Raw genomic sequence first — 23,132 nt, 5'->3', positions numbered from 1 at the left:
GCGGCACCCCCTGCCGAAGTGCGCGGCGAAGCTCACGCCCTGACAGGTGCGCTTGCAGACCACCGTCGCGGCACGAGGCGCATCCGGCGATTCGCGTCCAGCGAATCACCGTCGCCGCACCGCACCGGCCCTGCGATCCGCAATCATCTCGACAGCGGACGCGCCGGCGCCGCGCAGGGAGCGGCGCCGCCCGCGTTCCGGTCGGTGTAAGGCGGCTACGCCCCGCTACACCGACCGGAACGCGGCAACAGCATTGTGCCCACCGAACCCGAACGAGTTGGAGAGGGCGACAAGCGGTCCGTCGCCCAGCTTGCGCGGGCTCGTCACCACGTCGAGCGGGATCTGCGGATCCTGCTCCGTGAGGTTGATCGTCGGCGGCGCGGTGCGCTCGTGCAGAGCGAGCACCGTGAAGATCGCCTCGAGTGCGCCGGTGCCGCCGAGGAGGTGGCCGGTCGCGGCCTTGGTGGCCGAGACGGCGATGTTCGGGAGGTGGTCGCCGAAGACGCGGGCCAGGGCGCGGTACTCGGCGATGTCGCCGACGGGCGTGCTGGTGGCGTGCGCGTTGACGTGGGTGACGTCGGTGCGCGCTGCTCCGGCCTGTTCGAGGGCCTCGATCATGGCCCGGGCGGCGGCGGACCCCTCGGGGTCGGGCGCGGTGATGTGGTACGAGTCGCTGGTCACAGCACCGCCGGCGAGCTCCGCGTAGATGCGGGCTCCGCGGGCGAGGGCGTGCTCCTCGGTCTCGAGGATGAGGGTGCCGGCGCCCTCGCCGAGGACGAATCCGTCGCGCGTGACGTCGTAGGGGCGGGAGGCGGTGGCCGGGTCGTCGTTGCGGCGCGACAGGGCCTGCATCGCGGCGAAGGCGGCGATGGGCAGCGGGTGCACGACCGACTCGGTGCCGCCGGCGATGACGACATCGGCGAGGCCGCGCTGGAGGTGCTCGTAGGCGTTGGCGATCGCCTCGGTGCTCGAGGCGCAGGCGGAGACGTCGGTGCGCGCGTAGGCCCGGGAGGGGATGGACATGCTGATCGCTGCTGCTGCGGCGTTGGGCATGAGCATCGGGATCGTCATCGGGAGGACGCGGCGCGGTCCGCGCTCGCGGAGGGTGTCCCAGGCGTCGAGCAGAGTCCAGAGACCGCCGATGCCGGTCGAGTAGTCGACTCCTACGCGCAGCGGGTCGACATCGGCGTCGGCGAGACCCGAGTCGGCCCACGCCTCGCGCGCCGAGATCAGCGCGAACTGACTGGACGGATCGAGGCGCTTGGCCTCGGGACGCGGCAGGACCTCCTCCGGGCGCACCTTCGCCTGGGCGGCGAACGTGACGGGGAGATCGTGCTGGGCGACCCAGTCGGCCTCGATGCTCCGGACTCCTGACTCACCGGCGAGCAGTGCGTCCCAGGACTCCCGGGCGGTCCCACCCAGGGGGGTGCTGGCACCGATGCCGGTGACGACGATCTTCTTGGTCATGACGAGTTCTCTGTTCCGTGACGGGTGGGCGCCGGGCGCACCCCGGGCCGGGCGGGGGCCCGGGCCGGGGTGTCCGCCGCGCGGACGGGATGCGCGGAGCGCTGACTACGCGGAGGCCTTGACGATGAAGGTGACCGCGTCGCCGACCGTCTTGAGGTTCTTGACCTCGTCGTCCGGGATCTTCACGTCGAACTTCTCCTCTGCGTTGACGACGATGGTCATCATCGAGATGGAGTCGATGTCGAGGTCGTCGGTGAACGACTTGTCCAGCTCGACGGAATCGGTCGCGATGCCGGTCTCGTCATTGACCAGTTCGGCCAGGCCGGCGAGGACTTCTTCGGTGGACAGTGCCATGGTTCTCTCCTTGAGGGGTGTGATGAGGTGTTCGTCGAGCGGTAGCCGTCGAGAAACGGGTTGTCGTCGTGACCGTAGGTCAGCTTAGGGGTGGTCCTGCGCCCCCTACGGGAGCACCACGACCTGCGCGCCGAAGACGAGTCCGGCTCCGAATCCGATCTGCAGGGCGAGGCCGCCGCTGAGCTCGGGGTGCTCCTCGAGCAGGCGGTGGGTCGCCAGCGGGATGGAGGCGGCCGACGTGTTGCCGGTCGTCTCGATGTCGCGGCCGATGGCGACGGTCTCGGGGAGCTTCAGCTGCTTGGCGAGCTCGTCGATGATCCGCATGTTGGCCTGATGCGGGATGAAGGCGGCGAGATCGGAGGCCTCGATCCCCGCCTCGGCCAGCGCCTGCTTCGCGACCTTCGCCATCTCCCAGACCGCCCAGCGGAAGACCGAGGGACCGTCCTGGCGCAGCGTCGGCCACTCGGCCACGCCGTCGCGGTAGGCCTGCAGCGGGTTGTCCATGCCGACCGTGTCCCACTTGGAGCCGTCGGAGCCCCAGACGGTCTTCGAGATGCCCGCGGAGTCGCTCGGGCCGACGACTGCGGCGCCCGCGCCGTCGCCGAGCAGGAACGAGATGCTGCGGTCGGTCGACTTGACGAGGTCCGAGAGCTTCTCGGTGCCCACGACCAGCACGTACTCGGCGAGACCGGAGCGGACGAACGAGTCGGCCTGGGCGATGCCGTAGGTGTAGCCGGCGCAGGCGGCCGAGATGTCGTAGGCCGGAGCGGGGTTCGCGCCGATGCGGTCGGCCAGCAGTGCCGCGAGCGACGGGGTCTGCACCGTGTTGCTGATGGTCGAGACGAGGACGAGCCCGATCTGGTCCGGGCGGATGCCTGCCTTCTCGATCGCCTCGAGCGAGGCCGTGGTGGCGAGGTCGACGGCCTGGACCTCGGTCGAGGCGCGGCGGCGCTCGATGATGCCGGTGCGCTGGCGGATCCACTCGTCGGAGGAGTTGATCGGGCCGACGAGGTCGTCGTTGGGCACGACGAGATCGCCGCGCGCGGCTCCGATGCCGAGGATGCGCGTGTAGGCGCTGCCGCTGGACTGGGTGAGGGTCGGGTTGGTCATCTGTCTCTCCTGCTACGCAGCGTGCTCGTCGATGAAGGCGTGGGCGGCGCCCAGGTCGTCAGGGGTCTTGACCGCGAGGGTCGGGAGGCCCTTGAGTCCGCGCTTGGCGAGACCGACGAGGGCTCCCGCCGGCGCGAGTTCGATGAGGCCGGTGACGCCGGCATCGGCGAACGCCGCCATGCAGAGGTCCCAGCGCACCGGGGAGGCGACCTGACCGACGAGCAGGTCGAGGAACGCGGCGCCGGAGGTGACGACCGAGCCGTCGCGGTTCGTCCAGAGACGCAGCGTCGGGTCGGAGGGCGTGATCGCCTCGGCGACGGCGGCGAGCTCGTCACGCGCCGGCGCCATGTAGCGGGTGTGGAACGCACCGGCGACCTGCAGCGGGATGACCCGGGTGCCGGGGACCGGCTCGTCCTTGAGTGCCTGGAGCGCCTCCACAGCACCGGCGACGACGATCTGGCCACCGCCGTTGTAGTTGGCGGGCTCGAGGCCGAGCTCGGCGAGGCGGGCGAGGAGTGCCTCCTCGTCACCGCCCAGGACGGCGCTCATGGCGGTCGGCGTGGTGGCGGCGGCGGAGGCCATCGCGCGGGCCCGCTCGCGGACGAAGACGAGGGCGTCGGACTCGGTGAGCACACCGGCTCCTGCCGCGGCCGTGATCTCTCCGACGGAGTGGCCGGCGATCCCGGCGACGCGCTCGCGGCGTCCGCCTTCGAGCAGCGCGGTGAGCGTCACCAGGCCGGCTGAGACGATCAGCGGCTGGGCGACGGCGGTGTCGCGGAGGGTGTCCGCGTCCGAGTCGGTGCCGTGGGCGGCGAGATCGATGCCCACCGCCTCCGAGTGCGCGGCGACCTGCTCGGCGACGGAGGGGACGGCCAACCAGGGCACGAGGAATCCGGGGGTCTGGGAGCCCTGACCCGGGGCGACGACGACGATCACAGAGTTCAGTCTTCCGATCCGCGCCGCCGAGTGGGGCGCTCTGAGGTACTGACAAACCACAAAGAGCTTGTGGCGGGTCTACAAGGTGCTACTTGCGCGGGGCCGGACGGCGACGAACGGCACCGTCCGGGTCGCTCATCGAGCCGAGGATGAGGGCCGACTGGAGGATGAGCGCCTCGCGGGCACCGGTCGCGTCCCAGCCGATCACCTCGGCGACGCGCTTGAGGCGGTAGCGCACCGTGTTCGGGTGCACGAACAGCTCGCGCGCGGTCGCCTCGAGGGAGCGTCCGTTGTCGAGGTAGGCCCACAGCGTCGTCAGCAGCTCGGTCGAGTGCTTCTGCAGCGGGCGGTAGATCTGCGTGATCAGGCTCTGGCGGGCGAGCGGATCGCCGGCGAGGGCCCGCTCGGGCAGCAGATCGTCGGCGTTGACCGGCCGCGGGGCGTTGCGCCAGGAGCGGGCGACCGCGAAGCCGGCGAGGGCCGCGCGGGCGCTGCGCGAGGCCTCGACGAGCGTCGGGACCTCGTGGCCGAGGACGAGGTGCCCCGTCCCGAAGCCGGGCTCGAGCGCCTCCGCGATCTCGAGGAACGCGACCGGCGGGCCGGACTCCTCCGTGGCGCTCTCGCTCGGCTCTGCACGGCCGATGACCAGCACGAGCCGGCTGCCCTGGACGCCGATGAGCACGTCCGCTGCCATGTGCCGGGCCGTGCGGCGCAACTGGTCGACGTCGAGCATCTTGGGGGCGGTGCCGACGAGCACGGCGACCTCGCCGTGCCCGTGCCAGCCCAGGGCCGCGATCCGGCTCGGGAGCTCGTCGTCGGCCTCGCCCGTGAGGATCGAGTCGACGACGAGGGCCTCGAGCCGCGCGTCCCAGAGGCCGCGGGCCTCGGCCGCCCTGGCGTAGACATCGGCCGCGGCGAAGGCGATCTCGCGGGAGTAGAGCAGGATCGCCTCGCGGAGGTCGACTCCGCCGTTCTTGACGCGGTCCTCGACCACCTCGACGGTGACCTTGATCAGCTGCAGCGTCTGGGTCAGTGAGACCGAGCGCAGCAGCTCGCGCGGCGCGGCGCCGAAGACGTCGGCCGCGATCCACGCCGTCGCCGACGGGTCGTCGAACCACGAGATGAACGACGTGATGCCGGCCTGGGCGACCAGCCCGACCGAGGACCGCCGCCCCGGAGGCATGCTGCCGTACCAGGGCAGCGTGTCCTCGAGGCGCTTGATGGTCTGCGTCGCGAGTTCACCTGCGATCGTGCGCAGCCACGCGAGGGTCTGCTCCTTGGTCTTCGGAGCGCCCGGCCGGGGGGCCGAGCGCTCCGAGGGCAGATCCCGCGTGACCGACGAGGCGTCGTCGGGGGAGAGCACGGAGCCGTCCGTCAGCTCTCGCCGCCCGCGTTGCCGGTGGTGCCGGCGTTGACGTCGAGCAGTCGGTACTTCTCGATCGCCTGGACCGCGAGCGAGGGGTCGACCTCGCCGCGCTTGGCCAGCAGCTGCAGCGTGCGCACCACGACCGACGGACCGTCGATCTTGAAGTAGCGGCGCGCGGCGGCACGGGTGTCCGAGAAGCCGAAGTCGTCGGCTCCGAGCGTCGCGAAGTCGCCCGGGATGAACTGCCGCAGCTGGTCGGGGACCTGGTGCGAGAAGTCGGACACGGCGACGAAGGGACCCTTCGCGTCGGCCAGCTTCTGCGTCACGTAGGGCACCTGGGCCTCGTCCTCGGGGTGGAGGAAGTTGTGGTGCTCGGCTTTGATGCCGTCGCGCCGCAGCTCGTTCCACGAGGTGACGGACCAGACATCGGCCGACACGCCCCAGTCCTCGGCGAGGAGCTTCTGCGCCTCGATGGCCCACGGCACGGCGACTCCGGAGGCGAGAAGCTGAGCCTTCGGGCCGTCCCACTGACCCCAGGAGACGCGGTGGATGCCGCGGACGATGCCCTCGACGTCGACGTCCTCGGGCTCCTTGGGCTGCACGATCGGCTCGTTGTAGACCGCGATGTAGTACATGACGTTCGGGTCCTCGTGCTTCCCGCCGTACATGCGCTCGAGTCCGCTCTGCACGATGTGCGCGATCTCGTAGCCGTACGCCGGGTCGTAGCTGACCACGGCCGGGTTGGTCGCCGCGAGGATCGGGGAGTGCCCGTCCGCGTGCTGGAGACCCTCGCCGGTGAGCGTGGTGCGCCCCGCCGTCGCACCGATCATGAAGCCGCGCGACATCATGTCGCCCGCCGCCCAGATGGCATCGCCCGTGCGCTGGAACCCGAACATCGAGTAGAAGACGTAGACCGGGATGAGCGGCTCGCCCTGAGTCGAGTACGAGGTGCCGACCGCGGTGAACGCCGCCAGGGCACCCGCCTCGTTGATGCCGACGTGCAGGATCTGCCCCTGGGGGCTCTCCTTGTAGGCGAGCAGGAGCTCGCGGTCGACCGAGGTGTAGTGCTGGCCGCGGGGGTTGTAGATCTTCGCGTTCGGGAAGAACGCGTCCATCCCGAAGGTGCGGGCCTCGTCGGGGATGATCGGCACGACGCGGTTGCCGAAGTCCTTCGAGCGCAGGATGTCCTTGAGGATCCGGACGAACGCCATGGTGGTGGCGATCTCCTGCGTTCCCGAGCCCTTCTTGCCGATCGCGTACGCGGAGTCGTCCGGCAGGGTGAGCTGCGTGTACTTGGAGCGGCGCTCGGGCAGGTAGCCGCCGAGCGCACGACGGCGCTCCTGCATGTACTCGATCGCCTCGTCGCCCTGACCGGGGTGGTAGTACGGCGGGAGGTAGGGGTTCTCCTCGAGCTGCGCATCCGTGATCGGGATCCGCATGGTGTCGCGGAAGCCCTTGAGGTTGTCGAGCGTCATCTTCTTCATCTGGTGGGTCGCGTTGCGGCCCTCGAAGCTGCGGCCGAGACCGTAGCCCTTGATGGTGTGGGCGAGGATGACGGTCGGCTGGCCCTTGTGCTCCGTCGCGGCCTTCATGGCGGCGTAGATCTTGCGGTAGTCGTGACCACCGCGGCGAAGGCCCCAGATCTGCTCGTCGGTCATGTCCTCGACCAGCTTCTTCGCGCGCTCGTCGCGGCCGAAGAAGTTCTCGCGGACGTAGGCGCCGTCCTCCGTCTTGTAGGTCTGGAAGTCGCCGTCGGGCGTCTTGTTCATCAGGTCGAGGAGCGCGCCCTCGGTGTCGCGGGCGAGCAGGTCGTCCCACTCGCGGCCCCAGATCAGCTTGATGACGTTCCAGCCGGCACCGCGGAAGTACGACTCGAGCTCCTGCACGATCTTGCCGTTGCCGCGGACGGGCCCGTCCAGGCGCTGCAGGTTGCAGTTGACGATGAAGTTGAGGTTGTCGAGCCCGTCGTTGGCCGCGACCTGCAGCTGACCGCGCGACTCGACCTCGTCCATCTCGCCGTCACCGAGGAACGCCCAGACCTGCTGGTCGGAGGCGTCCTTGATGCCACGGTTGGTGAGGTACTTGTTCGCCTGCGCCTGGTAGATCGCGTTGATCGGACCGAGGCCCATCGACACGGTCGGGAACTGCCAGAACTCCGGCATGAGGCGCGGGTGCGGATAGCTCGAGAGCCCACCGCCCTGGTGCGACTTCTCCTGGCGGAAGCCGTCGAGCTGGTGCTCGCTCAGACGTCCCTCGAGGAAGGCGCGTGCGTACGGGCCGGGGGAGGCGTGACCCTGGATGAAGATCTGGTCGCCGCCGCCCGGGTGGTCCTGGCCGCGGAAGAAGTGGTTGAAGCCGACCTCGTAGAGCGACGCGCTGGACGCGTACGTCGAGATGTGGCCGCCCACTCCGATGCCGGGGCGCTGCGCGCGGTGCACGAGGATGGCCGCGTTCCAGCGGATCCAGGCGCGGTAGCGGCGCTCGACGTCCTCGTCGCCCGGGAACTCGGGCTCGTTCTCGGCCGCGATCGTGTTGATGTAGTCCGTGGTCGGAACCATCGGCACACCGAGGTGCAGCTCCTTGGAGCGCTTGAGGAGGCTGAGCATGACGTCACGTCCGCGACCGGCCCCCCGCTCCTCGACGAGCGCATCGAGCGACTCGTTCCACTCCGACGTTTCCTCGGGGTCCGAGTCCACGTGACCGACGGAATACGGGTCCTGATCGTTAACAGTCACCCTCGACCTCTCTCTGGGGGCAGATCGTGCCCGAGACATCACTCTCATGAAGCGGTGCAGATCCGCGCGTTCTCGACCCGGATGACGGGTCCCGCGCGAGCACCTGGATCAGCCTAGCGATTCCGGGCATCTGTGACGATCCACGACGGAACCGCTCAGGTGTCTGTGGGATTGCACCAGTGCGAGCGCGCGGAGCGGCCGAATCCCCCTCCTCCTTAGGTATCGGCCTCGAGCGGGTCTAGCATTGCCCCTCGTGCTCGCGCGAATCTCGTGCGCACGGAAGGACATCGGACCGATGGCTCTCGAGAAGCTCACGCTGGCTCCCGACTTCGAACTCGCGAACCAGTACGGCGAGCGCATCCAGCTCGGCGACTTCCACGGGCGGCGCAACGTCGCTCTCGTCTTCTTCCCGCTCGCCTTCTCGGGCACCTGCACCGGTGAGTTCTGCGCCCTGCGCGAGAACCTGGCGCTGTTCGAGCACGCCGAGGTCGAGCTGATCGGCATCTCGGTCGACTCCAAGCACACGCTCCGCGCCTGGGGCGAGAAGCAGGGCTACGACTTCACCCTGCTGTCCGACTTCTGGCCGCACGGCGACGTCGCCAAGCAGTACGGCGTGTTCCTCGAGGGCAAGGGCTACGCGACTCGCGCGACCTTCCTCATCGACAAGTCGGGCGTGATCCGCGACACCTTCATCACCGCTCCGGGCGAGGCGCGCTCGATCGACGCGTACCGCGCCGCCATCGACGCACTGGCGCCGGCGCACGCCTGACGCCTCGTCCCGTCACTCCGCGGGGGTGAACCGCTGCTCGCCGACGACGGCGAGCAGTCGCATCGCCTCGTCCGCCGGCGAACCCGGCCGCGGGGTGAGCACCAGCAGGACCTGGGCCTGGTTCTCGGTGAAGAGGGCCTGACAGTCGACCTCGATCTCCCCGACCTCCGGGTGCAGCAGCGTCTTGCGGTCGTCGAACCGAGCGGTCACCTCCTGGAGCGCCCAGAGCTCGCGGAACTCCGAGCTCATCGGGAGGAGCTCGGCGATGATGTCGGCGGCCATCGGATCGGGGTCGGGCGAGGACGCGGCCACCCGGAGCTGAGCCGTCTGGAGCCGCCCCTGCCGGGCCTGCTCGCGGACGGGATAGTGCCGCCGCGCCTCCTCGGGGTCCGCGAACCAGCGGTAGACGCCGCTCCGCGAGAGGCCGGAGAACCGCTCCGCGCCGAAGATCGTCGTCGCGAGGGCGTTCTGGGCGAGCGTCTCCCCGAGGTCCGAGAGGATGAGAGCGGGCGTGTCCTCGAGCCGATCGAGGACTCTCAGGAGCCCCGGGGCGATGTGCTCGTCCCGGCGCATCCGTCGCGGCGCTTCCCGGCCGGCGAGGCGGAAGAGGTGGTCGCGTTCGTCGACGGACAGGCGGAGGCCGCGCGCGACGGCAGCGAGCATCTGATCGGAGGGCTGCGGCGCTCGGCGCTGCTCCAGTCGCGACCAGTAGTCGACGGACATGCCGACGACCTGGGCGATCTCCTCGCGTCGGAGCCCGGGGGTCCGGCGTCGCGGTCCGCTCGGCAGCCCGACGTCGGAGGGGCTGAGCCTCTCACGGCGACCGCGGAGGAACTCGGCGAGACCTGACCTGTCCATGGCCCCATCCTCCCGCGCGGGCGAGTGCTCAGCCAGGGACCGGCGGTCCCCGGATGAGGGCTCCCTTCACGCCGCCGGAGAGCGCGACGAAGGTGGACGTCACCGGGCAGTGGTCCGGACTCCGCATCGAGAGGAACGACATGGACATCACGGGCAGCACCATCCTGATCACGGGAGCCACCTCGGGCATCGGGCTCGGTCTCGCCGAGCGCTTCGCCGCAGCCGGGAGCACCGTCATCGTCGGCGGTCGGCGCCAGGAACTGCTGGACGGATTCACGGCCGCGCATCCCGGTTCGTCCTCGGTGCTGATCGATGTGGCCGACCCGGAGTCGATCTCGACCGCCGCCGAGACCGTCGCGGCGCGGCACCCCGAGCTGAACGCCGTCGTCACGATGGCGGGGATCATGCAGCCCGAGGACCTGCTCGACCCGGCGCACGTCGTCACGGCCGAGTCGATCGTCGAGACGAATCTGCTGGGCACGATCCGGACCATCGCCGCCTTCCTGCCGTTGATCAGCGAGCGGAGCGACGGCGCGGTGATGACGGTCTCGTCGGGACTCGCCTTCGTACCGCTGCCGATGACACCCACGTACAACGCCACGAAGGCGGCGGTCCACTCGTTCACGCAGAGCCTCCGGGTGCAGCTCGCCTCCTCGGGCGTCCAGGTCCTCGAGCTGGTTCCTCCTGCCGTGCGCACGACGCTCCTGGGCCAGCAGGACGACGAGTCGGCGATGCCGCTCGAGGAGTTCCTCGACGAGACGATGCGCATCCTCGCCGAGCAGCCGGACGCCGAGGAGGTGCTGGTCGATCGGGTGCGGTTCCTGCGCTTCGCGGAGGCGGAGGGACGCCACGCCGAGGTGCTGGCCCACCTCTCCGCCGTCTGACGGCTGCGGGCTCCGTCAGCCCGTCAGTTCAGGATGTTGACCGCGCGCGAGATGACCAGGGCGAGCAGGACGAAGCCCGTGAAGCCCTCGAGCGACATCAGCAGCTTCACGCGGCTCGACAGCGGCATCGTGTCGGTCGGGCTGAACGCCATCGTGTTCGTCGTCGAGACGTAGAGGTAGTCGACGAAGCCCGGCCGCCAGTCGGCGCGCTCGGAGGAGGAGACCGCCACCTCTCCGACCGTGTCGCGGTAGGTGTCCTGCGGGAACGCGAAGTCGGCCTGCGGCAGCTCGGCGCGAGCGAGGGTCCCGCGCGCGACCGGCCCGCCCCGGTCGATCTCCCAGTAGAGCAGCGCATAGGCGACGACGTTCGTCACCCAGACCTGCAGTGCAGTGAGCAGCAGGAGCGGCCCGTCGGCGGATCCATCGACCAGATCGCCGATCACCACGACGACGTTGACCTGGTTCGCCACCGTCAGCACGACCGCCAGCGTGATCGAGACGCCCCGGGACCAGCGAGTCTCGGAGTCGAGCCGGTGCGGATTCACCACGAACAGCGGCACCAGCAGTGCGAGCGTGATCCCCGCGGCGACGAGCCTGACGATCGACGTGCCGTCATTGTGACCGACGACGTTCAGGGCGACGGCGATCACGATCGCAGCGGAGGCGGGCCACCGGCTCTCGGCTCGGCGTCGGGACCGCGTGCCGTCGCCACTGCTGTCGGACATGTGCCGAGGGTAGCGGCGTCGGGCGGCCACGATGCTGAAGCCGCATCGACCTGGGCGGCGACCTCGTCCGGACCGGCTCCGCCCCGGATCGGAGGCGCTCAGCCGTGTCGTAGGATCGAGGCGATCGTTCGCGGCTCGGCCGCGACGGGGGCCTTTAGCTCAGTTGGTAGAGCGCCACGTTTACACCGTGGATGTCATCGGTTCGAGCCCGGTAGGGCCCACATCGCCGGCGGGTCAGCATCGCCGACGGATCAGCATCTCCGACGGGTCAGCATCTCCGACGGGTCAGCGGGACTGTCGGCGCTTGTAGGGCTTGGGCTGGCCCTTGACGATCGGGGCGCGGCCGGTGCCCTTGGAGGCCTTCGCCTTGCCTCCGGACTTCGCAGGCGCGGTCTCTTCCTCGCCGAGGGCGGCGAGCTCCTCGCGGGCGGACGCGAGGCGCTGACGGCCTGCCGCGGTGAGGGTGGTGGCGGCGGCTCCCGGCTCGAACAGGACGCGTCCGTCGTCGAGCTCCACCGCCTCGACGGAGGAGTCGAGCTTCTGCCGCGAGATGCCGAGCTTCTCGGCGGCGCGCACGAAGTGGAGCTCCTCGGCGACCACCACGAAATGACGCAGCTGACTGATCTTCATCCGGAACCCTCCACGGCCGCGCTCTGCGACTCCACCACCGTACGCGGTCGCGGGGGCCAGCGGAGCAGGGCTCCCGCGGGCCGCAGGTCGTGAGGAAGTGCCTGCCCGGACGCGTCATTCAGCGCCGGTGAGGCGCCCGCCGTCCCGGATCCGCGGGCACGGGGGCAGGGGCTTCCGCCGATGTCCGCCGACCCCCCGGAAGGTGCTTGTCGGAGAGCGCTCTCAGTACTACCGTCACGGCGTGGGCGGAACCCGAAGCCTCCCGCGGAGGAGGCCGACGTGGGCGCGCTCGTCTACAGCGCTATCGCATCGCTCGACGGATACACCGCCGACGAGTCGGGCGGATTCGGGTGGGCCGAGCCGCGCCCGGCGGTGCACCGCTTCATCAACGAGACCGAAGGCTCGGTCAGGACGATGCTCTACGGCCGCAGGATGTACGAGACCATGCAGGCCTGGGACACCGGATTCGAGCTGGCGAAGGAGTTCGCCTTCATCGGCGACTTCCAGCGGCTGTGGCAGGAGTCGGACAAGATCGTCTACTCCGGCACGCTGCCCGCGGTCCGCACCCGCAGGACGACCCTCGAGCGCACCTTCGATCCCGCCGCCGTCGCCGAGCGTGCCAGGGCGAGCGAGCACGACACCTCGATCGGCGGGCCGAGGCTCGCCGCGACCGCACTCCGGGCGGGGATCGTCGACGAAGTGCGCTGGTTCGTCGTCCCGGTCACCGTCGGCGGCGGCACCCCGTTCCTGCCGGCCGGCCTGAGGCTCACGCTCGACCTGCTCGAGGAGCGCCGGTTCGCCGACGGAACCGTCTACCTCCGCTACGCCGTGCGCCGCTGAGCGGACTCCGCACCGACCAGCGCCGCGATCCGGGACGCGATCCGCGCTCCCTGGGCACGGCCGGCCTCGGCCGAGGCGCCGCGCACCGTCGGGTCGAGCGAATTCGGGCCGAAGGCAGCGACCGACGGCTGATCGGCGTACACGACCTCGACGCGCGAGCCCTCGAGAGCCTGCAGCTCCGCGGTCGGCAGGGTGCCGACGCCGGGATCGCCGACTCCCGGGAGCGGGGTGACGACGACGACCCACTCGGCGCCCGCGGCGAGATCGGCGTTGCTCCCCGAGCGGACGCCGCCGTCCATGTAGCGCACGCCCGCGATCGTCACGGGCGGCCAGACGCCGGGCACGGCGCAGCTGGCCGAGATGGCGTCGACGAGCTCGACTCCACTCGATCGGTCGAAGACCTCGAGCGCACCGGTCGCCGTGTCGACGGCCGTGATCAGGAGGCGCCGCTCGGGCCAGTCGGCATCGGCGACACGAGCGGCGATGACGGCCCGGCGCGACTCCTCGGGCAGGGTCGCGGTCTCGAGCGCGAGCACGCCGATGCGACGCCGCGCATCCTCGGGAGACGTCGCACCCTCGATCGCGGAGGTGAAGAGCGCCTGCAGCGCCACGGCGTCGATGTCGGCCCCGATCTCGGCCGACTCCTCGCGCAGCTGCGCGGCGTAGGACTCGTCGAGGCCGACCGACGTGCTCAGCTGAGCGGCGACCGCCGAGCCCGCCGAGGTGCCGATGAAGGTCGTCGAGGGGTCGAGGAGGAGGCGGGCGGCCTCGGGCGACGCGTCGGCGATGCCGCGGACGACACCGAGCTCCCACGCGATTCCGGCGAGGCCGCCTCCGGCGAGGACGAGGGCTCCGGGCATGACGATGGTCCTTCCGTTCATGTGCAGATGGGGAGGCGCCGCCGTCAGCGGCGCCGCACCACCAACGCTGTCACATCGTCCTGAGCGCCGGTGCTGGCAGCGAGCGCCGCGAGGTGGTCGAAGAGCTCGTCGTCACTCAGGCTGCGGACCAGCTCGGCGAGGTGATCGAGGGCGGTGAGCGTGCCGTCGTAGAGGTCGAGCACGCCGTCGCTGCACGAGAACAGGGCGTCGCCGGGGCTGAGGATCCGCTCGTGCTCCTCCCACTGCACGCCCTGGTCGATGCCCAGCGGGAGCCCTGTGGTGCTGAGGCGCTCGACCGTGCCGTCGGCGCGGACGATCACGGACAGGCCGTGCCCGGCATCGACGAACGAGACCGCGCCGGCATCGAGGTCGATCCTCCCGATGAACGCGGTCGCGAAGGTCGCGGTCGCGGTGAGGTCCTCGAGCAGCTGGGCGTTGACGGCCTCGACGGCGGTCGCGGGCGACGCCTCCGGCCTCGCCTGGAACGCCGACCGGATGGCCGAGGCGATGATCGCAGCGCCGATGCCCTTGCCCATCACGTCGACCACCTCGATCGAGATGCGGCCGTCGGCGGACCGCCAGGAGGCGTAGTCGCCGGCGACGTCGTACGCGGGCAGGGTGGATCCCGCGACACTCCAGCCGCCGACGAGCAGCGCGGCCGGGCGCAGGCGCCGCTGCAGCTCGGCGGCACGACTCGACGAGGCGATCTCGCGCAGCTCGCGCTCGGCCCAGCGACCGAGCTCCTCGAGGACCTGGCGCTCCTCCACCGAGAAATCGCGTGCGACGCGGTCGAAGACGCAGATCGTGCCGACCCGGACGCCGTCGCCGACCGTCAGCGGGCGCCCGGCGTAGAACCGCAGGTGGGTCTCACCGGTGACCGATCCGCGGTCGGCGAAACGGGCGTCGGCGGACGCGTCCTCGATCACGAGGAGGTCGGGCTGCTGGACCGTCACGTCGCAGATCGAGTCGGCACGCGCGATGCGGCTCGCCGGCGCGGGCCGTTGCGGCGACTTCGTGAACTGCGTCGACTCCTCGATGATGTTGATCTCGGCCGAGGGCACGTTCAGCAGCTGACGCGCCACCCGGGTGATCCGGTCGAAGCGCTCCTGCGGCCCCGACCCCGAGAAGTCGAGCGAGGCGACGGCGGCGAGCCGGACCCGCTCGCTCTCCGCACTCACGACTGCCGCCGCTCTCGGACGATCGACCAGATGTTCTGCCCGTCGACGCGGGTGTAGTCGAACCGGGTCACGAGCGCCTGGATGAACGGGATTCCTCGACCCGCCACCGCCCACTCGTCGGGCATGTCGCGGGGCTCGCTCACATCGACGTCGGCGGCGGGGGCGGAGTCGTTCAGGACGGCCCGCAGCTCGTGCTCGTCGACGTGGATCTCGATGACGCACAGGGTGTGACGGGTCGAGTGCGCGTGCTGGACGACGTTGGAGGTCAGCTCGGCGAGCGCGGTCTCGAACGCCATGCGGTCCCACGAGCCGACTCCGGGCGACTCCGCCCAGATCTCACTCAGAGCCTCGTGCACCGCCGTCACGCCGTCGTCCGGTGGTGTCCGGATGACCAGCGTGCGATCAGACACGGTAGGCGTCCTCGACGCTCTCGACGGTCGCGAGGAGACGGTCGAGGTTCGACAGCCTGAGCACCATCGTCGGCTGCTCACCGGGGGAGGCCAGCCGGATGTCGCCGCCCGCGCGGCGCGCCTCCTTCAGGCACGAGACCAGGGCTCCCAGCCCGGAGGAGTCGAGGAAGTCCACTCCGGCGAGATCGATGACGATGCGCAGATCGCCGTCGGTGATCGCCCGCAGGACCACGGCCTCGAACTCCGGCACGCTCGCGAGATCGAGTCGGCCCACGGGCCGCACGACGACGATGTCGGGCTCGATCTTCTCGGTGCTGAGCTGCATGGAGTCCTCCTGGTGGCGGGTCGGGTCCGGGGCCGTCCGACCCTGACCGTACAAGGGATCGGGAGGCGCCGCTCCACCCCGCGCTGTTCCCTCCGCTTCCCGTCGTCCGGGTGACACGGATCGCCCGGTCGGACGCGCGATGCGGGTGCTCGTCGGAGCTCTGGTTCGCGGGCGGGGCGGCGCGCTTCGCGCGACCGGAGTGCGAGGTCGCAGAAGGCTGCGGATCGGGTGGGGTGCCTCGTCACGGCTCCCTCCCGAGCGCCTGCGGCGCTCCCGCCAGACCCGAGCCAGGAGCCGCGACGAGGCACCCCACCCGCTCCTCGGGTTCAGGAGGGGTTCTCGTGCGGAGGGGGCTGGAGCTGATCCCCCGCCGGAGCGGAGGGAGGGTGCTGTCGTCCTCTCGCGCCTGGCTCGGGTCTGGCGGGCGCCCGAAGGGCGCGGGATGGCGCGAGAGGGCGACAGCACCCTCCCGATCCCCACGAGAGGACCAGCGGAGGCGGACGGCCGCACCGATCAGGCGCGGGCGGCCGCCAGGGTGTCGGCTGCGAGGCGGACGGAGGTGGGGCGGTCGCGGAGCCAGAGGGGGACGGAGTGGACGCGGAGGCCGGTGGCGGAGAGGGCGGGGACCGAGGCCGCGTCCTCCTCGCCGACGAGCCAGGCGTCGAGCAGGCCGCCGGCGGAGCGGGATCCGTAGTGGCGGCCGACCGCCTCGGCCGAGGTGTCGACTCCGATCGCGGCCAGGCAGGCATCGGCCATGCCTCGGACGACGCGCCCGCCGATGATGGGGGAGACGCCCACGACGGGGGCGGAGGTGCGGCGGACGGCATCGGCGATTCCGGGGATGCCGAGGATCGTGCCGATCGAGACGACGGGGTTCGAGGGGGCGATCAGGACGGCGTCGGTGTCGGCGATCGCGTCGAGGACGCCGGGGGCGGGGCGGGCCGCCGCGACGTTCGTCTGGACGAAGCGGCGGGCGGGAGCGGAGGCGCGCAGCCGCACCCACCACTCCTCGAAGTGGATCTCGCCGACGCCCTCGCCGGGGAGGTCGACCTCGACATGGGTCTCGACGTCGTCGTCGGACATCGGGAGGAGGCGGACGCCGAGCGGCCAGCGCGCGGTGATGCGGGCGGTCGCCTCCGAGAGGGTGAGGCCGTCGCGCAGCATCGAGGTGCGGGCCAGGTGGGTGCCGATGTCGAGGTCGCCGAGGGTGAACCACGGCCAGCCGACGCCGAAGGCCGCGAGCTCGGCCGAGACGCGCTCGGTCTCGCCCGCGCGACCCCAGCCGCGCTCGGTGTCGTTGACGCCTCCGAGCGAGTAGGTGAGCGAGTCGAGGTCGGGGCAGACCTTCAGGCCGGCCAGCCACATGTCGTCGCCGGTGTTCGCGACGACCGTGATCTCGGAGGCCTCGCCGCCCGCCGCCTCGAGGTCGCGGAGGTGCTCGCGCACCGCAGAGGTGAAACGGGCGCCGCCGACGCCGCCGGCCAGGATCGTGATGCGCATCCGGTCACGGTACCGCGCGCGGCACCCGGCGACGGATTCTTCGGCTGCCACGCCTTAATGCTGCGGATCTCCGCCGGAAACACCCGGGAAACGTCGGAGGACGACGATGGTCCCCTGTCCACGGAGTCGGACGGGGTTCGCGATTGCCTTCGGGTGGAGGGCGGACCACAGTGGGACCACGGCCCCTCGGCTCCGCATCCGCACAAGACCCACCGCGGAGACCCGCCCCGGGTCGCCCAAGGCATGGAGGTACCGATGACCATCGTCCGCGCGGCAATCACGCAGACCACTTGGACCGGCGACAAGGAGTCGATGCTCGACAAGCACGAGCAGTTCGCCCGCGACGCGGCGGCCCAGGGTGCGCAGATCATCTGCTTCCAGGAGCTGTTCTACGGCCCGTACTTCGGGATCACCGAGGACAAGAAGTACTACCGCTACGCGGAGCCGGCCGACGGACCGATCGTGCAGCGCTTCGCGGCGCTGGCGAAGGAGCTGAACCTCGTCACGATCCTCCCGATCTACGAGGAGGACATCACCGGCGTCTACTACAACACCGCCGTCGTGGTGGACGCCGACGGGACGATCCTCGGGAAGTACCGCAAGCACCACATCCCGCACCTCGACCGCTTCTGGGAGAAGTTCTACTTCCGGCCCGGCAACCTCGGCTACCCCGTGTTCGACACCGCCGTCGGCAAGGTCGGGCTGTACATCTGCTACGACCGGCACTTCCCCGAGGGCTGGCGCGAGCTGGGACTCAACGGTGCGCACATGGTGTTCAATCCGAACGCGACCAAGCCCGGGCTCTCGAACCGCCTCTGGGAGGTGGAGGGACCCTGCGCCGCCGTCGCCAACGGCTACTTCGTGCTGCAGCCCAACCGCGTCGGGCGCGAGGACAACGAGTACGGCGAGCTCGCCGTCGACTTCTACGGGACCAGCCAGGTCATCGACCCGCGCGGGAACTTCGTGGGGGAGCGGGGTTCCGGCGACAGCGAGGAGATCCTCCTCCGCGACCTCGATCTCGACATGGTGCAGCAGATGCGCGACGACTGGCAGTTCTACCGCGACCGCCGTCCCGACTCGTACACGAGCATCCCGAAGCCCTGACCCGAGCCTGCGAGAACCGAGGAGCATCGATGAAGACCCTCATCACGAACGGCACGGTCGTCAACGCGACCGGTACCGCCGCCGCCGACGTCCTGATCGACGGGGAGAGCATCGCCGCGGTGCTCGCGCCCGGCTCGACCCTGCTCGGCTTCGACCTGGCCTCGAACGTCGACCGTGTGATCGACGCGAGCGGCAAGTACGTCATCCCCGGCGGGATCGACGCGCACACGCACATGGAGATGCCGTTCGGCGGCACGAACGCCTCCGACACCTTCGAGACCGGCACGCGCGCCGCGGCCTGGGGCGGGACGACGTCGATCGTCGACTTCGTCGTGCAGTACCCGGGTGAGAGCGTCGTCGAGCGCTACGGCGCCTGGCAGGAGAAGGCCGCCGGCAACTGCGCCATCGACTACGGGTTCCACCAGATCCTCTCGGACGTGCAGGACTCGTCGCTCGTCGCGATGGACGAGCTGATCGAGGAGGGCGTGACGAGCTTCAAGCTGTTCATGGCCTACAAGGGCGTGTTCCTCTCGGACGACGGGCAGATCCTGCGGGCGTTCCAGAAGGGCGCCGAGAACGGCGCGATGATGATGATGCACGCCGAGAACGGCGCGATCATCGACGAGCTCGTGAAGCAGTCGGTCGCCGCTGGCAGGACGTCTCCGTACTTCCACGGGCTCACCCGGCCGTGGCAGGCCGAGGAGGAGGCGACCCACCGCGCGATCATGATCGCCGACCTCACGGGCGCTCCGCTCTACGTGGTGCACGTGTCGGCGAAGCAGGCGGTCGAGCAGATCGCGGCGGCGCGCGACCGCGGGATGAACGTGTTCGGTGAGACGTGCCCGCAGTACCTCTACCTCTCGCTCGAGGAGCAGCTCGGCGCATCGAGCGAGGAGTGGGGCGACTTCGAGGGTGCGAAGTGGGTGTGCTCCACTCCGCTGCGCTCGAAGGCGGAGGGGCACCAGCACCACATGTGGCAATCGCTGCGGACGAACGACATCCAGATGGTCTCGACCGATCACTGCCCCTTCTGCATGAAGGGCCAGAAGGACATGGGCCTCGGCGACTTCTCGAAGATCCCGAACGGGATCGGCTCGGTGGAGCACCGGATGGACCTGATGTACCAGGGCGTCGTCTCGGGGCAGATCTCGCTGCCGCGCTGGGTGGAGCTGACGTCGACGACTCCGGCGCGGATGTTCGGGATGTACGGGAAGAAGGGCGTGATCCAGCCCGGGGCGGACGGCGACGTGGTGGTCTACGACCCGAACGGGCACACCTCGATCGGCATCGGCGAGGGCCGCTCGCACCATATGAACATGGACTACTCGGCGTGGGAGGGCTACGAGATCGACGGGCACGTCGACACCGTCATCTCGCGCGGCAAGGTCGTCGTCGACGACGGCGACTACGTCGGAGCGAAGGGCGACGGGAAGTACATCAAGCGGGGCCTCTCGCAATATCTGATCTAGACCCCCTCGTCCCACTGCAGCAAAGGAACCCCATGGACTTCGGAGTCGTCCTCCAGACCAACCCGCCCGCGTCGCGCACCGTCGCCCTCGCCGTCCTCGCCGAGACCTACGGCTTCGACTACGCGTGGACGTTCGACTCGCACCTGCTGTGGCAGGAGCCGTACGTCATCTACTCGCAGATCCTCGAGAAGACCCACCGGATCACCGTCGGGCCGATGGTGACCAATCCGGCGACGCGCGACTGGACCGTCATCGCCTCGCTGCACGCGACGCTCAACGAGATGTACGGCAACCGCACCGTCTGCGGCATCGGGCGCGGGGACTCCGCCGTGCGCGTGACCGGCGGCGCCCCGACGACGCTCAAGACGCTGCGGGAGTCGATCCACGTCATCCGCGAGCTCGCCAACAGCCGCTCGGTCGAGTACAACGGCTCGACGCTGCAGTTCCCGTGGAGCCGCGGCTCCTCGCTCGAGATGTGGGTGGCGGCGTACGGTCCGCTCGCGCTCACGCTCGCGGGCGAGGTCGGCGACGGCTTCATCCTGCAGCTGGCCGATCTCGACATCGCGCGCTGGATGATCGACACGGTCAAGCAGGCGGCGGCGAACGTCGGCCGCGACCCTGAGTCGCTGCAGTTCTGCGTGGCCGCACCGATGTACATCGGCACCGACCGCGAGCACATGATCGATCAGTGCCGCTGGTTCGGCGGCATGGTGGGCAACCACGTCGCCGACATCGTGGGCCGCTACGGCACCTCCGGAGCGGTGCCGCAGGCGCTGACCGACTACATCGCCGGGCGCGAGGGCTACGACTACAACGAGCACGGCCGCGCGGGCAATACGCACACCTCCTTCGTGCCCGACGAGATCGTCGAGCGGTTCTGCGTGCTCGGGACCGCGGACGAGCACATCGAGAAGCTGAAGGCGCTCGCCGAGATCGGCGTCACGCAGTTCGCCGGCTACCTCCAGCACGACAACAAGGAGGAGACGCTCCGCGTGTACGGGGAGACCGTCATCCCGGCGCTGAGCCAGCACATCGTGGCGAAGGCATGACCTCGCGGGTCGCGACGCGCAGCCTGCTCCTCGGCGCGGCCGGCCTCCTCCTTCTCGCTGTGCTCTGGGAGGCGTACAAGGCGCTCGGCCCCGAGGCCGGCGTGGTCATCGGCGGTGTCACGGTGCTGCCGCGCACGAGCGCCATCGCGATGCCGCACCTGTGGGAGATCGCGGGGCGGCTCGTCGAGCCGGTGACCGGTGCGCGGAACGCTCCGGCGCTGTGGTTCGCGGTGCTGCAGGCGAGTGCGTTCTCGCTGGGCGTCGCGGCCGTCGGCTGGGTCGTCGGCGTGATCGTGGGGCTCCTGCTGGCGCTGCTCATGCAGCGGTTCCGGACGGCGGAGTCGGCGGTCCTGCCGTGGATCGTGCTGAGCCAGACGGTCCCGCTGATCGCGATCGCGCCGCTGGTGCGCCGCTGGGGCTCGCAGCTGGAGCTCGGCGCCTTCAGCTGGGAGAACTGGATGTCGGTGGCGCTGATCGCCTCCTACCTCGCGTTCTTCCCCGTCTCGATCGGCGCGCTGCGCGGCCTCGGGTCGCCCTCCGCGAGTCAGATCGAGCTGATGCGCGTCTACGGGGTCGGCTGGTGGAAGACCCTGGTGCGCCTCCGTCTGCCGGCGAGCGTGCCGTACCTGATCCCGGCCCTGCGCCTCGGCGCGGTGAGCGCGGTCGTCGGCACCGTCGTCGCCGAGGTCTCGATCGGCCTGCGCGGCGGCATCGGCCGCATGATCATCGAGTTCGCCTCGGCCGCAGGCGGCGACCCCGCCAAGCCCTGGGCCCCGATCCTCGGCGCTGTCCTGGTGGGCCTCGCAGCCGCCGGGGCGGTCGCCCTGATCGGCACTGTCCTCCGTCCGTTCCGTCGAGGGGAGCAGCCCGCATGAGCGCGGCAGCCCGTACGAGCAGCACAGCATCCGCCACCATCACGGAGGCGGCGGTCGTCGTCGACGCCGTCACCAAGACGTTCACCGCGAAGAAGGCGGCGAGCGTCACCGCCCTGCAGGACGTGTCGCTCGAGATCGCACCCGGCGAGTTCGTCTCGCTGATCGGGCCGTCCGGCTGCGGCAAGTCGACCCTCCTGCGCCTGATCGCCGACCTCGACGAGCCCAGCTCGGGGTCGATCACCGTGTTCGGCAAGACCGCCCGCCGCGCGCGCCTCGACCAGGAGTACGGCATCGCGTTCCAGCAGGCGGGTCTGCTGCCCTGGCGCACGATCCGGGCCAACATCGCGCTGCCGCTCGAGCTGCACGGAGTCGCCACCGCGGCCCGCCGCTCCCGCGTCGACGAGCTGCTCGCGCTGGTCGGGCTCGGCGACTTCGCCGACTCGTACCCCGACCAGCTCTCGGGTGGGATGCAGCAGCGGGTCGCCATCGCGCGGGCGCTCGCCGAGAGCCCGCGCCTCCTGCTGATGGACGAGCCGTTCGGCGCTCTGGACGAGATGACGCGCGAGCGGATGCAGACCGAGCTGCTGAGGATCCGCCAGGAGACGGGTGCCGCCGTCGTCTTCGTGACGCACTCGATCCCGGAGGCGGTGTTCCTCTCGGACCGCGTCGTCGTGATGTCGCCGCGGCCGGGCCGGATCAGGGACGTGCTCGACATCGCCCTGCCCGACTCCTCCGAGCGCGACGCCGGGGTCCGCGAGGACACCGCGTTCTTCCGCGACGTCGGAGCCGTGCGCGAGCTGCTGCACGGGGACGCGGCCGCCGTGCCGCGCGGGGTGGAGAACCGGTGAGCACGCCGGCGCTCGCGCGGACGATCCTGGCGCCGCTCCTGCTCGGGATCGCGGCGGTGCTGCTCTGGCAGATCGGTGTGACCGCGCTCGATGTGAAGCCGTTCGTGCTGCCGTCGCCGGTCGCGATCGGGACCGAGTTCGGGTCGAACCTCACCTCCGTCGTCTCGGGGAGCCTCGTGACCGGGCGGAACGCCCTCGTCGGACTCATCGCAGGCGCACTGATCGCGGTCCTCGTCGCGGGGGCGTCCGCGCTCGCCCGGGTGTTCGACGGACTGGTGGCTCCGATCGTGGCGGCCGCGGCCGTCGTGCCGATCGTGGCGCTCGCTCCGGTGCTCTACACGATGTTCGGCGCGAACGTCGAGACGGCCCGGCAGCTGGTCGCCGCCCTCGCGGTCTTCGTGCCGGTCTACATCAACACGCTGCGCGGGCTGCGGCAGGCACTCCCGGTGCACCGCGATCTGATGCGCGCCTATGCGGCCTCGCCGTGGCAGACCGCGCGCACGATCACCCTGCCCGGCGCGGTGCCGTTCTTCTTCACAGGGCTCCGCATCGCCTCCTCCCTCGCCGTGATCTCGGCCCTCGTCGCCGAGTACTTCGGCGGACCGGTCGGTGGCCTGGGCAAGTCGATCACCACGGCGGCCTCGGCCAGCGACTACGCGCTCGCCTACGCCTACGTGCTCGGTGCCGTGCTCGTCGGCCTCCTGTTCTACTGCGTCACCGCCGGTCTCGAGGCCCTCGCGCTGCGACGCAGCCGTGCGCGCTGACCCGTCGGCCGCGCCCCATTCTTCTCCGCCTGCACCACTGCACCACCGCTCCACA

At 70.6% G+C, this 23,132-nt stretch carries 23 protein-coding genes and 1 tRNA gene; 10 read left to right on the top strand and 14 right to left on the bottom strand.

The window, feature by feature from the left end; all coding sequences use genetic code 11:
• Positions 1-225 precede the first annotated feature (225 nt).
• The 6 genes from fabF to aceE all read right to left on the bottom strand — a co-directional run bounded on the left by fabF (position 226) and on the right by aceE (position 7,968).
• The gene (gene fabF, locus ASG06_RS15655) at positions 226-1,467 is read right to left on the bottom strand and encodes a beta-ketoacyl-ACP synthase II (RefSeq protein WP_056044234.1); all 1,242 of its coding nucleotides are present in this window, start codon (positions 1,465-1,467) and stop codon (positions 226-228) included.
• 105 nt (positions 1,468-1,572) lie between these two features.
• Positions 1,573-1,821 (bottom strand): acyl carrier protein, encoded by a 249-nt coding sequence (locus tag ASG06_RS15650; protein ID WP_056044231.1) that lies wholly within the window; start codon positions 1,819-1,821, stop codon positions 1,573-1,575.
• Between the two features lie 105 nt (positions 1,822-1,926).
• Positions 1,927-2,931 (bottom strand): beta-ketoacyl-ACP synthase III, encoded by a 1,005-nt coding sequence (locus ASG06_RS15645; RefSeq protein WP_056044229.1) that lies wholly within the window; start codon positions 2,929-2,931, stop codon positions 1,927-1,929.
• 12 nt (positions 2,932-2,943) lie between these two features.
• The gene (locus tag ASG06_RS15640) at positions 2,944-3,867 is read right to left on the bottom strand and encodes an ACP S-malonyltransferase (RefSeq protein WP_056044227.1); all 924 of its coding nucleotides are present in this window, start codon (positions 3,865-3,867) and stop codon (positions 2,944-2,946) included.
• A gap of 88 nt (positions 3,868-3,955) precedes the next feature.
• Positions 3,956-5,125 (bottom strand): PucR family transcriptional regulator, encoded by a 1,170-nt coding sequence (locus tag ASG06_RS15635; protein WP_442965616.1) that lies wholly within the window; start codon positions 5,123-5,125, stop codon positions 3,956-3,958.
• 116 nt (positions 5,126-5,241) lie between these two features.
• A complete protein-coding gene (gene aceE, locus ASG06_RS15630; RefSeq protein ID WP_056044225.1) occupies positions 5,242-7,968 on the bottom strand; it encodes a pyruvate dehydrogenase (acetyl-transferring), homodimeric type in 2,727 nt (908 codons plus the stop codon).
• A gap of 295 nt (positions 7,969-8,263) precedes the next feature.
• On the opposite strand from aceE, the gene ASG06_RS15625 reads away from it, so the two are divergent.
• Entirely contained in the window at positions 8,264-8,737 is a 474-nt protein-coding gene (locus ASG06_RS15625; protein WP_056044223.1) for a peroxiredoxin, read from the top strand.
• A 12-nt stretch (positions 8,738-8,749) separates the two neighbouring features.
• Here ASG06_RS15625 and ASG06_RS15620 read toward each other — a convergent pair whose 3' ends face one another.
• Entirely contained in the window at positions 8,750-9,595 is an 846-nt protein-coding gene (locus ASG06_RS15620) for a helix-turn-helix transcriptional regulator (protein ID WP_056044221.1), read from the bottom strand.
• A 53-nt stretch (positions 9,596-9,648) separates the two neighbouring features.
• Between ASG06_RS15620 and ASG06_RS15615 the strand changes: the two genes are divergently transcribed.
• Positions 9,649-10,479, top strand: coding sequence for an SDR family oxidoreductase (locus ASG06_RS15615; protein ID WP_442965614.1), 831 nt, complete (start codon positions 9,649-9,651; stop codon positions 10,477-10,479).
• A 23-nt stretch (positions 10,480-10,502) separates the two neighbouring features.
• On the opposite strand, the gene ASG06_RS15610 is transcribed toward ASG06_RS15615, so the two are convergent.
• Positions 10,503-11,204 (bottom strand): DUF1345 domain-containing protein, encoded by a 702-nt coding sequence (locus ASG06_RS15610; protein WP_056044218.1) that lies wholly within the window; start codon positions 11,202-11,204, stop codon positions 10,503-10,505.
• Positions 11,205-11,352: 148 nt separating this feature from the next.
• Between ASG06_RS15610 and ASG06_RS15605 the strand changes: the two genes are divergently transcribed.
• Positions 11,353-11,425: transfer RNA gene (locus tag ASG06_RS15605), tRNA-Val, on the top strand.
• A 64-nt stretch (positions 11,426-11,489) separates the two neighbouring features.
• On the opposite strand, the gene ASG06_RS15600 is transcribed toward ASG06_RS15605, so the two are convergent.
• Positions 11,490-11,834: a LysR family transcriptional regulator gene (locus ASG06_RS15600; RefSeq protein ID WP_056044215.1), complete on the bottom strand. Its 345-nt coding sequence runs from the start codon at positions 11,832-11,834 to the stop codon at positions 11,490-11,492.
• Positions 11,835-12,113: 279 nt separating this feature from the next.
• Between ASG06_RS15600 and ASG06_RS15595 the strand changes: the two genes are divergently transcribed.
• Positions 12,114-12,674, top strand: coding sequence for a dihydrofolate reductase family protein (locus ASG06_RS15595; RefSeq protein ID WP_056044213.1), 561 nt, complete (start codon positions 12,114-12,116; stop codon positions 12,672-12,674).
• Here ASG06_RS15595 and ASG06_RS15590 read toward each other — a convergent pair.
• The 5 genes from ASG06_RS15590 to cofD all read right to left on the bottom strand — a co-directional run bounded on the left by ASG06_RS15590 (position 12,656) and on the right by cofD (position 16,968).
• Positions 12,656-13,534 carry a patatin-like phospholipase family protein gene (locus tag ASG06_RS15590; protein ID WP_056044211.1) on the bottom strand — a complete coding sequence of 293 codons (879 nt, stop codon included), beginning with the start codon at positions 13,532-13,534 and terminating at the stop codon, positions 12,656-12,658. The genes ASG06_RS15595 and ASG06_RS15590 overlap by 19 nt on opposite strands.
• Positions 13,535-13,578: 44 nt before the next feature.
• Positions 13,579-14,733 (bottom strand): PP2C family protein-serine/threonine phosphatase, encoded by a 1,155-nt coding sequence (locus ASG06_RS15585; protein WP_056044209.1) that lies wholly within the window; start codon positions 14,731-14,733, stop codon positions 13,579-13,581.
• Positions 14,730-15,143, bottom strand: a complete 414-nt coding sequence (locus ASG06_RS15580; RefSeq protein ID WP_056074163.1) for an ATP-binding protein — start codon at positions 15,141-15,143, stop codon at positions 14,730-14,732. Before ASG06_RS15580 ends, ASG06_RS15585 begins: the two co-directional genes overlap by 4 nt.
• Positions 15,136-15,468: an STAS domain-containing protein gene (locus ASG06_RS15575; RefSeq protein ID WP_056044203.1), complete on the bottom strand. Its 333-nt coding sequence runs from the start codon at positions 15,466-15,468 to the stop codon at positions 15,136-15,138. The genes ASG06_RS15580 and ASG06_RS15575 overlap by 8 nt, the downstream gene beginning before the upstream one ends.
• Before the next feature lie 513 nt (positions 15,469-15,981).
• Complete coding sequence (gene cofD / locus ASG06_RS15570) at positions 15,982-16,968, bottom strand: 2-phospho-L-lactate transferase (RefSeq protein WP_056044201.1); 987 nt, start codon at positions 16,966-16,968, stop codon at positions 15,982-15,984.
• A gap of 255 nt (positions 16,969-17,223) precedes the next feature.
• Between cofD and ASG06_RS15565 the strand changes: the two genes are divergently transcribed.
• From ASG06_RS15565 to ASG06_RS15540, 6 genes are read left to right on the top strand one after another with little or no spacing between them, the layout of a single operon-like run.
• On the top strand, positions 17,224-18,072 hold the full coding sequence (locus ASG06_RS15565) for a nitrilase-related carbon-nitrogen hydrolase (RefSeq protein WP_056044200.1): 849 nt from the start codon (positions 17,224-17,226) through the stop codon (positions 18,070-18,072).
• Positions 18,073-18,101: 29 nt separating this feature from the next.
• Positions 18,102-19,541, top strand: coding sequence for a dihydropyrimidinase (gene hydA, locus ASG06_RS15560; RefSeq protein ID WP_056044198.1), 1,440 nt, complete (start codon positions 18,102-18,104; stop codon positions 19,539-19,541).
• A 32-nt stretch (positions 19,542-19,573) separates the two neighbouring features.
• Complete coding sequence (locus ASG06_RS15555; protein ID WP_056044197.1) at positions 19,574-20,590, top strand: TIGR03842 family LLM class F420-dependent oxidoreductase; 1,017 nt, start codon at positions 19,574-19,576, stop codon at positions 20,588-20,590.
• Entirely contained in the window at positions 20,587-21,465 is an 879-nt protein-coding gene (locus tag ASG06_RS15550; protein ID WP_056044195.1) for an ABC transporter permease, read from the top strand. Before ASG06_RS15555 ends, ASG06_RS15550 begins: the two co-directional genes overlap by 4 nt.
• Positions 21,462-22,313 (top strand): ABC transporter ATP-binding protein, encoded by an 852-nt coding sequence (locus ASG06_RS15545; protein WP_056044193.1) that lies wholly within the window; start codon positions 21,462-21,464, stop codon positions 22,311-22,313. The genes ASG06_RS15550 and ASG06_RS15545 overlap by 4 nt, the downstream gene beginning before the upstream one ends.
• Entirely contained in the window at positions 22,310-23,077 is a 768-nt protein-coding gene (locus ASG06_RS15540; RefSeq protein WP_056044191.1) for an ABC transporter permease, read from the top strand. Before ASG06_RS15545 ends, ASG06_RS15540 begins: the two co-directional genes overlap by 4 nt.
• Positions 23,078-23,132: the final 55 nt, after the last annotated feature.

This window comes from Rathayibacter sp. Leaf185 (assembly GCF_001423885.1).
GTDB lineage: Bacteria > Actinomycetota > Actinomycetes > Actinomycetales > Microbacteriaceae > Rathayibacter.
The sequence above is the reverse complement of the archived record's forward strand: the minus strand, read 5'-3'. Positions and strand labels throughout refer to the sequence as shown.

What these genes read in the sequence shown, in the direction of transcription:
- ASG06_RS15550 (WP_056044195.1), top strand. Translation starts at nt 20,587, where the DNA reads ATGACCTCGCGGGTCGCGACGCGCAGCCTGCTCCTCGGCGCGGCCGGC.
- ASG06_RS15620 (WP_056044221.1), bottom strand. Translation starts at nt 9,595, where the DNA reads ATGGACAGGTCAGGTCTCGCCGAGTTCCTCCGCGGTCGCCGTGAGAGG.
- ASG06_RS15645 (WP_056044229.1), bottom strand. Translation starts at nt 2,931, where the DNA reads ATGACCAACCCGACCCTCACCCAGTCCAGCGGCAGCGCCTACACGCGC.
- ASG06_RS15625 (WP_056044223.1), top strand. Translation starts at nt 8,264, where the DNA reads ATGGCTCTCGAGAAGCTCACGCTGGCTCCCGACTTCGAACTCGCGAAC.
- ASG06_RS15575 (WP_056044203.1), bottom strand. Translation starts at nt 15,468, where the DNA reads ATGCAGCTCAGCACCGAGAAGATCGAGCCCGACATCGTCGTCGTGCGG.
- cofD (WP_056044201.1), bottom strand. Translation starts at nt 16,968, where the DNA reads ATGCGCATCACGATCCTGGCCGGCGGCGTCGGCGGCGCCCGTTTCACC.
- ASG06_RS15555 (WP_056044197.1), top strand. Translation starts at nt 19,574, where the DNA reads ATGGACTTCGGAGTCGTCCTCCAGACCAACCCGCCCGCGTCGCGCACC.
- ASG06_RS15565 (WP_056044200.1), top strand. Translation starts at nt 17,224, where the DNA reads ATGACCATCGTCCGCGCGGCAATCACGCAGACCACTTGGACCGGCGAC.
- ASG06_RS15590 (WP_056044211.1), bottom strand. Translation starts at nt 13,534, where the DNA reads ATGCCCGGAGCCCTCGTCCTCGCCGGAGGCGGCCTCGCCGGAATCGCG.
- ASG06_RS15545 (WP_056044193.1), top strand. Translation starts at nt 21,462, where the DNA reads ATGAGCGCGGCAGCCCGTACGAGCAGCACAGCATCCGCCACCATCACG.
- fabF (WP_056044234.1), bottom strand. Translation starts at nt 1,467, where the DNA reads ATGACCAAGAAGATCGTCGTCACCGGCATCGGTGCCAGCACCCCCCTG.
- ASG06_RS15610 (WP_056044218.1), bottom strand. Translation starts at nt 11,204, where the DNA reads ATGTCCGACAGCAGTGGCGACGGCACGCGGTCCCGACGCCGAGCCGAG.
- hydA (WP_056044198.1), top strand. Translation starts at nt 18,102, where the DNA reads ATGAAGACCCTCATCACGAACGGCACGGTCGTCAACGCGACCGGTACC.
- ASG06_RS15650 (WP_056044231.1), bottom strand. Translation starts at nt 1,821, where the DNA reads ATGGCACTGTCCACCGAAGAAGTCCTCGCCGGCCTGGCCGAACTGGTC.
- ASG06_RS15615 (WP_442965614.1), top strand. Translation starts at nt 9,649, where the DNA reads ATGAGGGCTCCCTTCACGCCGCCGGAGAGCGCGACGAAGGTGGACGTC.
- ASG06_RS15600 (WP_056044215.1), bottom strand. Translation starts at nt 11,834, where the DNA reads ATGAAGATCAGTCAGCTGCGTCATTTCGTGGTGGTCGCCGAGGAGCTC.